The sequence below is a fragment of the Bradyrhizobium sp. 2S1 genome, assembly GCF_011516625.5.
GTDB classification, from domain to species: Bacteria; Pseudomonadota; Alphaproteobacteria; order Rhizobiales; family Xanthobacteraceae; genus Bradyrhizobium; species Bradyrhizobium septentrionale.
This window is the reverse complement of record NZ_CP147717.1, coordinates 3,174,437-3,186,724: the sequence shown is the minus strand read 5'-3', so window position 1 is coordinate 3,186,724 and position 12,288 is coordinate 3,174,437. Positions and strand designations below refer to the sequence as shown.

General features: G+C 60.6%; 8 protein-coding genes, 1 tRNA gene and 2 pseudogenes. 8 read left to right on the top strand and 3 right to left on the bottom strand.

The features are described 5' to 3' along the window. Positions 1-83 precede the first annotated feature (83 nt). Entirely contained in the window at positions 84-1,163 is a 1,080-nt protein-coding gene (locus HAP54_RS15015) for an LLM class flavin-dependent oxidoreductase (protein WP_166301156.1), read from the bottom strand. A 128-nt stretch (positions 1,164-1,291) separates the two neighbouring features. Between HAP54_RS15015 and HAP54_RS15010 the strand changes: the two genes are divergently transcribed. The 3 genes and pseudogenes from HAP54_RS15010 to HAP54_RS15000 form a co-directional block, all read left to right on the top strand. Next, a tRNA-Arg gene (locus tag HAP54_RS15010) sits at positions 1,292-1,368 on the top strand. 85 nt (positions 1,369-1,453) lie between these two features. Next, entirely contained in the window at positions 1,454-2,674 is a 1,221-nt protein-coding gene (locus HAP54_RS15005) for an NAD(P)-binding protein (protein WP_166301153.1), read from the top strand. 93 nt (positions 2,675-2,767) lie between these two features. Further along, a pseudogene (locus HAP54_RS15000) lies at positions 2,768-3,633 on the top strand (IS1380 family transposase); the annotation flags it as partial. 66 nt (positions 3,634-3,699) lie between these two features. On the opposite strand, the gene HAP54_RS14995 reads toward HAP54_RS15000, so the two are convergent. Next, complete coding sequence (locus HAP54_RS14995; RefSeq protein ID WP_166301150.1) at positions 3,700-5,661, bottom strand: acyltransferase family protein; 1,962 nt, start codon at positions 5,659-5,661, stop codon at positions 3,700-3,702. A 63-nt stretch (positions 5,662-5,724) separates the two neighbouring features. Continuing rightward, positions 5,725-5,916: a hypothetical protein gene (locus tag HAP54_RS14990; protein WP_166301147.1), complete on the bottom strand. Its 192-nt coding sequence runs from the start codon at positions 5,914-5,916 to the stop codon at positions 5,725-5,727. 916 nt (positions 5,917-6,832) lie between these two features. On the opposite strand from HAP54_RS14990, the gene HAP54_RS14985 reads away from it, so the two are divergent. From HAP54_RS14985 to tnpC, 5 genes and pseudogenes are all read left to right on the top strand, one after another. Continuing rightward, positions 6,833-8,641: an acyltransferase family protein gene (locus tag HAP54_RS14985; protein ID WP_166301144.1), complete on the top strand. Its 1,809-nt coding sequence runs from the start codon at positions 6,833-6,835 to the stop codon at positions 8,639-8,641. Between the two features lie 338 nt (positions 8,642-8,979). After that, positions 8,980-9,180 (top strand): annotated as a pseudogene (locus tag HAP54_RS14980) (Hsp20 family protein); the annotation flags it as partial. A 484-nt stretch (positions 9,181-9,664) separates the two neighbouring features. Next, positions 9,665-10,060, top strand: coding sequence for an IS66-like element accessory protein TnpA (tnpA, locus tag HAP54_RS14975; RefSeq protein WP_166202956.1), 396 nt, complete (start codon positions 9,665-9,667; stop codon positions 10,058-10,060). After that, positions 10,057-10,404: an IS66 family insertion sequence element accessory protein TnpB gene (gene tnpB, locus HAP54_RS14970; RefSeq protein ID WP_063676425.1), complete on the top strand. Its 348-nt coding sequence runs from the start codon at positions 10,057-10,059 to the stop codon at positions 10,402-10,404. The genes tnpA and tnpB overlap by 4 nt, the downstream gene beginning before the upstream one ends. A gap of 46 nt (positions 10,405-10,450) precedes the next feature. Continuing rightward, complete coding sequence (tnpC, locus tag HAP54_RS14965) at positions 10,451-12,124, top strand: IS66 family transposase (RefSeq protein WP_166205228.1); 1,674 nt, start codon at positions 10,451-10,453, stop codon at positions 12,122-12,124. The last annotated feature ends 164 nt before the right edge of the window (positions 12,125-12,288 follow it).

The window sequence follows — 12,288 nt, the reverse complement described above, 5'->3', positions numbered from 1 at the left end:
TAGCGGCGATGCGATGAAGCTTGATCATGGCGCGTCAGGCGCCGATTCACCCATGAATTTTCGGAAAGCTTCGGGACTGCGCCTCAGGCCGCGAGCCGACCGCGATTGTCGGCGGCGAGGATCGGGCGGATCAGGCGGCCGAACCGCTCGGCCTCCTCGTCATGCAGATAGCCGGACAGGCAGAAGGAGTGGCAGCCGACGTCGATGAACTGCTGCAATGTCGCGGCACATTGCGCGGGATTGCCGACCACCGCGATGCCGGCGCCGGGCCGCACCCTGGTGATGCCGGTCCCCAGATGCGGCATCAACAGATCGCCATAGTCGCGCGCGAGCTGCTGCACGCGCTGGTTGGCCTCCGAGCGGGTGTAGAGCGTCTTCATCTCCTGCTTCTGCCGTTCGGTGGCGTGGCGCACCAGCTGGTCAGCCGCCTCCCAGGCGTCCGTCTCGTCCTCGCGGCAGATCACCTGCAGCCGCATACCGAAGCCGATCGCGTCCTCGCGGTCATGCGCCCGCGCCATCCGCCGGATCTCGGCGATGTTCTCCGCGATGCGCTCGGGCAAATCGCCCCAGAACAGATGGACGTCGGAATGCTTCGCCGACACCTCCCAGGCCTGCCGCGAGCCGCCGCCGAGATAGAATTTTGGAAACGGCTGCTGCAGCGGACGCGGCCTGATATGTGCGCCCGAGATCGTGTGAAACCTGCCCTGGAAGTGCACCGGGCCGCGCGTCGTCCACAGCGCCTTGAGGATCGAGACCTCCTCCTCCATCAGCGCGTAGCGTTCTTCCTTTGCGTAGCGTACGCCTTCGGCCTCGACCTCGCTCTCGTTCTGGCCGGCGATCAGATTGATGCAGATCCGCCCGCCCGACATCTGGTCGAAGGTCGAGATCATCTTGGCCATCAGCACCGGGTTGATGTAGCCGGGCCTTGCTGCGATCAGCGGCTTGATCCGCTCCGAGCGCGCCGCCATGAAGGCGCCGGAGATCCAGGCCTCCCAGCACACCGAGCCGACCGGGATCAGGAGGTATTCAAACCCGGCGTCCTCGGCGGCCTTGACCACCCGCTCGCAGAGTTCCGGCGACCCCGCGACCTGCGCCTCCATCAGCCCATAGGCCGTGGTGTCGCCATGCGTGGGCAGATACCAGCCGAATTCCAGCGGACGCATGGGCAAACTCCCTCGAAAGACGGCCTTTTACGCAGCCTGTCATATTGGCAGCGGCAGTTTACAGCCCTTAATCGGCCGGACAACGCCGTTGCCGACCTTGGGGCAATCAGCTAAATGAACCCCTGCACGCACCCGTAGCTCAGCTGGATAGAGCGTTGCCCTCCGAAGGCAAAGGTCACACGTTCGAATCGTGTCGGGTGCGCCAATAAAATCAATGACCTGTCTAATGATTTTTGCGAAATTGCAGCGGGTAAGCACTGGGTAAGCGTCGCTCGCCGGGGAGACGAGACGTGCTGACCCACAAGCAAATTTTGGCGGGCTGTAGACTTGGTCGCCGGAGCATCTACTCCATCGGCAATTTCGATGCGGGCGTTACAGTTCTGAGTCAGCAGACACGGGCACTTAATCTGGCATGCGCAATGATTGAGGACGGCCTTGTGTCCTGCACGATCCCGGGACGCAAGCCTCCGCAGACGCGCAACATCGCCATCGTCGGCGGAGGATTTGCCGGATTAACTTTCGCCGCCGGGCTGATCGCCAAGAACGCAAACGTCAAGATTTCGATGTTCGAAGAGCGCGACGTTCTTCTGCCCCTTCAACACGGCAGCGATGCGCGGTGGCTGCATCCCAATATCTACAATTGGCCTGAGGCCGGCAGCGAAATGACTGCTGCGATGCTGCCGATCATGAACTGGACGGCAGCTCGAGCTTCCGACGTCACGGTTCAATTGCTGTCCGAGTGGAAAATCTTCGCGGCCAGACCGGTCAATGAGATTAAGCTGTTTTGCAATACTCGGCACCTTCAGATCCAGGCAATCGCGAGGCGCCAAAAGCTTCGCCTTGAGTGGGTTGGCGAACGGAGAGATCCAAGGGATGGCGGGATCCTCGATGACGCTCAGACGAGCGCGATAGGCGCATCTGAAGATTTTGATCACATCGTCCTGGCTGTCGGGTTCGGCCTTGAGCGAGGCGGCACTACGTCCTATTGGCGCAATGAAGAACTTGGTCAACCTAGCCTAAAGGAGCCGCGCAAGACCTATATGGTGTCTGGCGGTGGCGACGGCGGAATGATCGATCTGCTGAGACTTCGTGTGTCCTACTTCCGGCAGGATCGCATTTTAGATCAATTGTTCGCCGCGAGAACCGCGCTGATGACTGCCATGGAACGACTCGCATCTCGTCAGAGACGGAGACGTCCGCCGGCTCTCTTCAACGAATTCGAAGCGCTATATGCTGGTGAAGATCAAACTGGACTCGAGTTTAAGCAGGCGTGTGACGATCTGCGAGCGAGACTTCGCAGAGATACGGAGGTCATATTCCGCATCAAGCATACAAATTTTTCGGCGTTGTTTAGTCGCGGCTCATTCCAGAATCGTTTGCTTGTATACCTGCTTTTTAAGTGTGGCGGCTTCTTTCCGACCAACCAAAAAATGCAACTGATTATAGATCAGTATTCTATTTCGGAGGATTGCATTGTCACTAGCCCGTCTTATTCGTCAGAGTGCGCCTGAGAGGCTGGCGAGCGTGGTGTAAAGCGCTGATGCGGCGTAGGATTCGGTTGCAAAGCCAACCCCATCACCTCAACCGCGAACGCCAGGCCCGCCATGACCGATGATACGATTCTGCCCTTCTCGTTTCCAGCCGTTCACGCCAAGAAAGTCACAGCTGCCTTCGATGGCGGTCGGCTGACCTCGAACGGGGGCGTGATGCTTCTGGCGATGGCCGAGCGGCGTCTCGGCTTGGCCGACAATTTGGCCCGGGTGTTCCCGGATCGGCGCGATCCGACGCGGGTCGTGCACAGCCTTGTCGATATGTTCCGCGCGCGCATGTTCGCGATCTGCTGCGGCTACGAGGACGCCGACGACCTCGATCATCTGCGGTCCGATCCCGCATTCAAGCTGGCCTGCGGACGGCTGCCGGACACGGGTCGCGATCTGTGTTCCCAACCGACGCTGTCGCGGCTGGAGAATGCTCCGCGCCTGCGCGACGTGATCCGACTGACCTACACTTTGGTCGACGCATGGATGGATAGCTACCCGCGCGAGCCGGCATCCGTCACGCTCGACATCGATGATACCTGCGATGTCGTCCACGGCCATCAGCAGCTCTCGCTGTTCAACGCTCATTATGACGAACGCTGCTTCCTGCCGATCCACGTCTACGACACGGAGAAGAGCCGGCCCGTGGCGGTCGTGTTGCGGCCCGGCAAGACGCCGGGCGGCGTCGAGGTGCGTGCCCATCTGCGCCGCCTGATACGGCATATCCGGACGCGGTGGCACAACACGCGAATTACGTTCCGTGGCGACGGGCGCACTATGCTCGGCCGGAGGCAATGGCGTGGTGCGAGACCAACGGCATCGACTACATCTTCGGTCTGTCCGGCACCAAGCCGCTCGCCAGAAAACTCGACGAGGCCGCCGACGACATCCGCACGCGACGCGCCATCGAGAACCTGCCGGTTCTGCGTGGCTAGGCGCCTGCGCCTGCGCGTGCTCGCTGATCGTCGCCGCGGCCTGAGTGATGCTGCGGTGAACGGTCATTCCAAAAGACGGTCGAGGAAATGCAAATTCTCGCGCACGAAGGCCGGCCGCAAATGTGATTGGTCGGAATATTTCGGCTCCCCCGCCCCAAAAAACGGAGAGCAAGCCGCACCGGCGCCGCAGATATCAGGGAACGGATCGAGCAAGGCGGCGCCGGTGCGCGAACCGATCGCCCGAAGCCGCGCGTCTGACCTGGCTAGAACGCCCTTCAAATCAGACACGCGAATAGTGGCGTCGACGTTTGGCGCGATCCGAAAGCCCGTGATGCCGCGCGCGACCATGTTCCGCGGCGCGAAGGCCTCATGAGTAGGGAGGCCGAGCACCAGGTAAATCGCGGCCCCTTCGGACTGTAGCTCGCGCACGAACTCCTCAAGACTGGCGTAAAAGGCGTCCTGCCCCTCGCCAGTGGTCAATGACAAGCGCGTCCCGTCGCGCTTGATGCTCATTCCCTCAGCGCTGTAGCCAGACCATGCGGCTCCCAACACGACCGAACGCACCTTTTCGCGACGCACGACCTCAAGCAGCTTGGCCGTCAAGTCGCTGCATGCTGAAAATTTGTCCTCTTGCACCACCCCGGGCACCGGCGGACAGCGCGGCCCCGTCACAAAAAAGGCGCTCACCGCCAAGCGGCTGTCCTCGAGTAGCTGTTGGGCGCGCGGTCCGTAATGGAACAGCAGACTATCGCCGCTCAATGCAATCTTCCGCTCACGGGCTCCCAATCGGGCGACCAAGGTCCAATCGTGCTCCGACACTTCCATGTCGGCGGTCGGCTTGAAATCAGCGTCAAGCCTCGCCGCTCCGACCTTCTGAATGTCGACACCGGGTAGACGCGGGAAACGCTCTGGAAACCCACCGCCTGCCCACACGATCGCGCCGAATATCCCGACCGTCGCCAGGCAGGCGCAGACCAACACCGTATTGCGCCGGCGCATGGCGCCGAACCGCACGGGAAGCTCAACAAAGCGATATGTGATCCACGCCAGCAGGAAGCTGGCCGAAACAAGCGCTAGAGCGAGCAAGGGCGTAGGCGGCTTTCCGAGGCGTATGACGTAGGCGTAAGAGATCAACGGCCAATGCCAAATATAAAGCGGGTAGCTGATTAGCCCAACTGCGACGCATGCCCGACTGGAAAGCACAGCTCGATTAATCGGCGCGTCGGGCCCAGCAAAGATCATCGCGGCAGCACCGGCGACAGGGAGCAAGGCAAACCATCCGGGATACCGCAATTCAGGCGTGAACAGCGCCACGGAGGATAGCAGTGCGCCGGCGCCCGCAATCGAGGCCGCCGATCGAAGCTGCGCGCCGGCAGCGACGCGGCGACCGAACAGCGCCAAGGCGCCGCCGACGAGCAGTTCCCAAAACCGAGAAATTGGAAGGTAGAAGTCATTCGAAAGGTCGGCGATCGACAGCGCAACATTGACCCCAAACGAGACAATTAACAGCACCACCAGCAGCCACCTAAGGTTCGCTTTCAGCCGAAATGCGCCCCACAGGAGGACCGGCCACAAAATGTAAAATTGTTCCTCAATCCCGAGCGACCACAGATGCAAAAGCGGCTTGTAGGAAGCGGCGGTATCGAAGTAACCGGCCTCTGACCACAGGGCGATATTGGAGAGAAAGCCGGCTCCGAAAAACACATGCTTGCCAAGCTGCGCCAACTCGGACGGAGTGAGCGCAACGAACCCATAGGCCAGGCTGGCCGCCAAGCAGACGGTTAAGGCCGGGAAAATTCGGCGCGCGCGCCGGCTATAGAAACCGACAAACGAAAACCGATGCTCATTCAGATCATCGACGAGTATCGACGATATGAGGAACCCGGAAATAACGAAAAACACATCAACGCCGACGAACCCGCCTGGTGCCGCGGGCGGAAAGGCGTGATAGAGCACCACAGAGACCACGGCGAATGCGCGCAATCCGTCTATGTCTGCACGGTACGTTGTTGCATTCGGAAACATTCTTGGAGCGTGTTCTAATGGCAATCCGCACGCTCCGCTACTGCTCCGTTTGTATGACCCCAGTTATTTCGAGGTTCCCTGCCCCGCGCTTATGGCGGCCGGCGCCGCCGCGATCGCCTTGAAGCCCGTCCAGAACGGCCGCACAGCCCCGCTCACGGCCGCGCCGACCACGCCGGCAATGATGACGTTGTGCAGATGGCGCGCTGCGTAATGCATGTTCCGGAGGAAAGAAAACTGCCCCTGCACCGAGATCACCGTGCCGGGTTTGAAACGTCCATCCCGAGCGAGAGAAACGTTTCTGAAACGGCCTCTTTCGCCGCCATCTTCGCAATCTTCTCAAGATCGGTGTGCGCGGTTGTCATCAGCGCGCCCCGTAGCTCTTGCGCACGCCATCGTACCAGCCGGGCACCTCGCCGAGCCGCGCACTTCTAGGTCATCGGAGACCGTCAGGCGCTGCCCTTGCAGCCCGGCACCTTGAACCAGGGGAAATGACATTGAGTGTCGAGATACGGCACGGCCGGCGCCTTCGCGAGCTTATCGGGCGCCGGCGGAAGTTGGCGCGCCACTTCCGCCGGCGGCGGATCCTCCCGACGAGCCGTTGCGCACGCCGTCAAAAGGATCAAACTCGCAAGCAGGCTTAGCCGCCTTACGGTGCGGCGGCATGGTCGGCAGCGACGGGACGCAAACCACCACCTAGTCAGCGTAGCGCTCGGCGACGTGGGATCCCGCCGCAGACCGTGAAGACGCCCGGCGGATCGAACGGGAGATGTTCGGCCACAAGGTTCATGCCCTCCCAATGGGAGACCAGCACACAGCGAGCGCGGCGCCGGCGACAGACAACCCGACATGCTTTCGCGTAACAGCCATTACTGAGCCCCCGGGCGCTTGAGGTAGACCGCAACGCCATTGGCGACGGACAGCAGGACGCCGCCTACGACATACGTTCCAGTTGGGAGAGCGTCGGAAAGGTGCGGCCGACCAACACGGCTGTTCAATCGCAATGCGCCGACCGTGCCGGCGCCGATATGCGTTGATGTCGCCTTCACATGTTACCCGTTCCCGAGAGGAATTGCGTTCTCGACGGCGCCGCAGTTAGTAGATGTTTTGGCGCCAATTGCTTCAGGTTCTGCGCGCTTGCGCGATCATCCTACGGTCGTGCTATAGGATTGCCATGAAAGCGGCATACCGACCTGACATCGACGGCTTGAGGGCCGTTGCGGTTTCCGCAGTAATTCTGTTCCACGCATTTCCCGGAACGCTTCCCGGCGGCTTCGTCGGCGTCGACATCTTCTTTGTGATCTCGGGATATCTTATCACCGGCATCGTGACGTCGGACATGCACGACAAGACATTCAGCCTTGCGACGTTTTATGAAAGGCGCATACGGCGAATTTTTCCGGCCCTGATCGTCGTTTTGGCCGCAACCATGTTCGTAGGGGTGCATCTCCTGTTGCCAAACGAGCTGCATTCCCTCGGGAAGAACGCCGTCGCAAGTTCCCTATTCTCGGCCAACCTGATGTTGCTGTCCGAGGTCAACTATTTCGACATCGGCGCACATCTAAAGCCGCTTTTGCATCTTTGGTCGCTCGGCATTGAGGAGCAGTTTTACCTGGCGTGGCCGTTGATTTTGTGTGCGCTACCCCGCCGCTGGATGCCGATCGCAGCGGGCATCGGCTTAGTCGCGTCATTCTCTCTAAATGTTGCCTTGGCCAGTGACCATCCGGCGTCAGCATTCTTCCTGCTGTTCACGCGCGCGTGGGAGTTGATGGCCGGCGCCCTCCTAACATTCCTTCCCTCGCAGTCGAGAGCAGTACGGGAGGCGGCAGCGATCATCGGGATTGTCGCGATAGAGGTCTCGTTTTTCCTATTCGACGCAAAAATGACGTTCCCTGGCTGGGCGGCAGCGCTTCCAGTCGCGGGCGCCTCTCTTCTCATCATGTCAGAAGGGGCAATTGTAAATCGCATTTTGACCCTCAAGCCGTTCGTCGGCGTCGGGCTGATCAGCTATTCCCTGTACCTTTGGCATTGGCCGGTCTTGGTATTCCTCCAAATCTATCTGTTTCGTCCTCTCAACGATACTCTCGGGCTTGCAGCCGTTGCGCTGGCGTCTGCGCTCTCGGTGTTGACCTATTTTGCGGTGGAGCGACCATTGCGCCGCCAGTCCAGGGTTTTCCCGATCGGAGCCGCGATGGCAGCAGGCGGGCTGTTTGGTCTATATGCGACGTTCGTTAAGGTGCCCGACCTTCCCGGCCCGCTCCAAGCGATGATCAATACCCCAGATGGCGTCACCTCATGGCGTGTGCACGAATGCCTCCTACTTGATGGCGAGGACGGAGATTTCCGGAATTGTTCGGAGACCAAGCGTCCCTTGATCGCCATTTGGGGAGACTCGACTGCCTCCGCCCTCATCCCAGGTCTCACAAAGCTACAACAGAACCATGCATTTGGGATCGCGCAGTATTCCGTTAGTTCGTGCTCACCACTCCTGCTTCCAGCTCACTCAGCGAGCCGCTATTGCCTCGAAAAGAACGCAGAGATCGTGCGTCGCGTGTCCGAGATCAAACCTGACGTTGTAATACTGCACGCAATCTGGGACGCAGGTGACAGTGCCACCACAATCAAGCCGACGATCGACGCTCTACGTGCAGCTGGTGTTCCTCGCATCATAATGATCGGACCCGTCCCAGTTTGGCGCGGCGGCCTTCCCGATATCGCTGTCGCATACTATCGGAGGTACGATTCGGTGTTACCCGAGCGGACGTCGCAATTCGTCAATGGGAGCAGAGATGACAAGATAATCGAGGGCATCGCAGCCGCGCTCGGGGTTGAGTATATCTCCGCAAGAAACGCCCTATGCCAAACCGACGGATGTTTGACCCGTCTTGGCGATTCACTGACGGCGCGCGACACTGTACATCTTACGTCCCTAGGATCCGAGTATTTGGTTCGTCGGATCGCTGGCCAGCTCGGCATAGAGTGATTAGCGTCACGTCAAATGATCCTCATGATGTAGTTGCAGAGGAGATAGTTGGACCATGTAACCCATCGCTATCAGTCGCTTGCTATGCTCGGCCGGGATCATTGCCGGGGGGCTACGGCGGACGTATTTGCGACCGTAAGCAGGGAGGCGAACTCTTCTTGGCTAAGCAGTTTCGCTTTTGAGACCATGATTTGAGGTATGAACCCCATCTGATGTTCCGGATGCTCAATTTTGAACAGATCAGCAAATAAGGCCGCCTCAGTTGGCGCCCTCTTTCGTTTCAAAGGATACCGCTGGCATTGCTGTGAGCAAAACCGGCCGTAAACTGCGCCCCGTCCTATCGAGGAATATCGACCCGGCACTTCAAGCGTCAGTTCAGCATGGCCGATTATGTGCAGGTGAAAAGCGCCTCCTTCGACAACGGCTTGCTGTGCATCGAACTGGCACGCGAAGTGCCAGAAGCGATGAAGCCCCGGCAAATTGCTATCAACGACGCTGCGAGGACAGGGCCGCGCCAGATTGAGGGCAAGGCGGCTTAGCAATTGACGCCGCGCGCCATTTTCGGGCGCGCGGCACCAAGGTTCTGGTCAACTCGTCTGATGTGACCGGCCGAGCGCGATCAACTGGGTTATCGACAGTGCGCCGCAGCCAAGTTAGCATTTCTGCCTATCCCATTATTCCACCGTGATCGCTTGGGAGATCGATCATGTTCATCGCGGAGCGGTTTGACAGTAGGACGTTGGCGAGTATGGAAGTCGCGCTGGAAAGAGCCTGTCAGCATCTGCCGAAAGGAACCGACGATCATAAGACCCGTCGCTACATCGCTCGCCGGATTATTAAGTGTGCGGATCGTGGCGACCGAACCCTCGATGGTCTGACCGAAGCCGGGCAAGCGGCTGTGTTGGAGAAAACGCTGCATAGCGGAGGTCGTCTCAAGTTCAATCGAAGAACTGCGGACGCTCAGGGTATCCGTCCGAGGGCGGCCGTCTTGCGAGTTTTTCCGATCTGTAGCTGACTGTCCTTATGGACGGACATAAGGACAGTGCGGTGCTGAGCCGCATGGATTTGGTGGAGACCGGTCGGCGGCGACGCTGGACGCGTGCGGAGAAGCTCAGAATCGTAGAGGAGAGCTTCTCGGGGCCACGACTGGTGTCGGCGACGGCTCGCCGGTATGGGATATCACGTCAGCTTCTGCTGAGCTGGCGCAAGGCTTGGACCTGTCATGATCCGGCCGAAGAGGATTCGATCGGCCCGACATTCGTCCCTGCGATAGTTGCGGCAAGTACGCCGCCAACGACGGAAGCTGTCGAGACAGGTCAGATCGAAATCGTGAGCCCTCAGGGGCTGCGCGTGGTCTTCGGCCCCGGTGCGGATATCGAGGCGGTCGTTCGAATTGCTCGGGGCCTGGCGCGCCGATGATCCCGATCCCGACGGGCGTGCGGGTGTGGCTGGCGACGGGCCATACCGACATGCGGTGCGGCTTTCCGAGCCTGGCTCTGCGCGTGCAGGAAGTGCTCAAGCGCGACGCCATGGGCGGCGGTCTTTTCTGCTTCCGGGGCAAACGCGGTGATCTATTGAAGGTCATTTGGCACGATGGCCAGGGCGCCTGCTTGTTCACCAAAAGACTCGAGAGAGGCAGGTTCATCTGGCCATCGGTTGCTGGTGAATCGGTAACGATCTCTCCGGCGCAGTTGAGCTATCTGTTGTCCGGGATCGATTGGCGCAACCCTCAAGAAACCCAGCGTCCGACGCGGGTCGGATAGTCGTTTTACGGTTTGAATCTGCTGCTCGATCTGATTCAATGGCTCCATGATATCGAAGCCGGATGATCTTCCATCGGACCTTGTCAGTGCCCTGGCGGCGCTGCAGGCCGAGCGTGAGGCGCGACAGAAAGCCGAGGCGAAGGCCGCCAACTGGCAGGCGCAAGCCGCGAATGCGCAGGCGAAACTGTCGGATACCGAGGCGCTGATCGCTCATCTCGAGTTGCGCATCGAGAAGCTGAAACGCGAACTGCACGGGCAGCGATCCGAGCGCTCGGCACGGCTGCTCGAGCAGTTGGAGTTGGAGCTCGAAGAACTCGTCACCACGGCGAGCGAGGATGAGCTTGCCGCACAGGCCGCAGCGGCGAAGACGCAGAACGTCCGCCCCTTCATGCGCAAGCGGCCGGTGCGCAAGCCATGGCCTGACGATATCGAACGCGAGCGCGTCGTCATTGAGACTCCAACGACCTGCGCCTGCTGCGGTGGATCGCGGCTGGCGAAGATCGGTGAGGATGTGACCAAGACGCTGGAGGAGATCCCGCGCCGCTTCAAGCTGATCGAGACGGTACGCGAGAAGTTCACCTGCCGCGATTGCGAGAAGATCAGCCAGCCGCCCGCGCCGTTCCATGCCACGCCGCGCGGCTTCATCGGCCCACAATTGCTGGCGACGATCCTGTTCGACAAGTTCGGCATGCATATCCCGCTCAACCGCCAGAGTGCGCGCTTTAAGGCCGAGGGGATCGACCTGCCGTTGTCGACGCTGGCCGACCAGGTCGGCCACGGGACCTTCGCCGTCATGCCGCTCTTCCACTTGATCGAACGCCACGTGCTCGCTGCCGAGCGCCTTCATGGCGACGACACCACCATCCGTATTCTGGCGAAGGGCAAGTGCACGACCGGGCGGATCTGGACTTATGTGCGGGATGACCGGCCGTTCGCCGGGCCTGCGCCGCCGGCAGCGGTCTATTACGCCTCGAGCGACCGACGAGGCGAGCATCCACAGAGACATCTGGCCGCCTTCGCCGGCATCTTGCAGGCGGATTGCTACAGCGGCTTCGAGCCGCTGTTCGACCCGCAGAAGAAGGCGCTGCCGATTACGCCGGCGTTTTGCGTGGCCCATGCGCGGCGGGGCTTCTTCGAGCTGGCTGATATCGAGAAAAATGCTCGGGAAGGCAAGAAAGGCAAACCGGTCTCCCCGATCGCGCTGGAGGCTGTCAGACGCCTCGATACGTTGTTCGAGATCGAGCGCGCCATCAACGGCCGCGGTGCCGGCGAGCGGCGTGCCGCTCGCCAGGAACAGAGTAAGTCACTTCTCGAGGACATGCATGCCTGGCTGCTCCGCGAGCGCGAAACCCTCTCGCGTTCCTCCGAGGTCCTGAAGCCGATTAACTACATGCTCAGGCGCTGGGACGGCTTCGCCCGCTTCCTCGACGACGGCAGGATCTGCTTGACCAACAATTGCGCTGAGCGCGCATTGAGGGGCATCGCCTTGGGAAGGCGCAACTGGACCTTCGCCGGCAGCCAGCGCGGCGCCGACCGTGCCGCCATCATGCTGACGATGATCACGACCTGTCGCCTCAACGACGTCGATCCCAAGGCCTGGCTCGCCGACGTCCTGGCCCGTATCGCCGATCATCCCGCATCGCGTCTGCACGAGCTCTTGCCCTGGGAATGGAAGCTCCTGCGCCAGGCCGACAAGCCAGCCAATCAGCAGGCCGCCTGACCTTCACCCTTCACCCAATGCCATCATAGACCTCGCCGTGCCCGCGCGCATGCGTCAATCAGGCGGCCTCCGTCGTATGCGTACCGCTCAGGCTGGTCGTGCGTTGTCGCTAGCCCGTCCTATTCGTGAGAGTGCGTTTTTTTGGTCCGATTGATGTGGCCGCA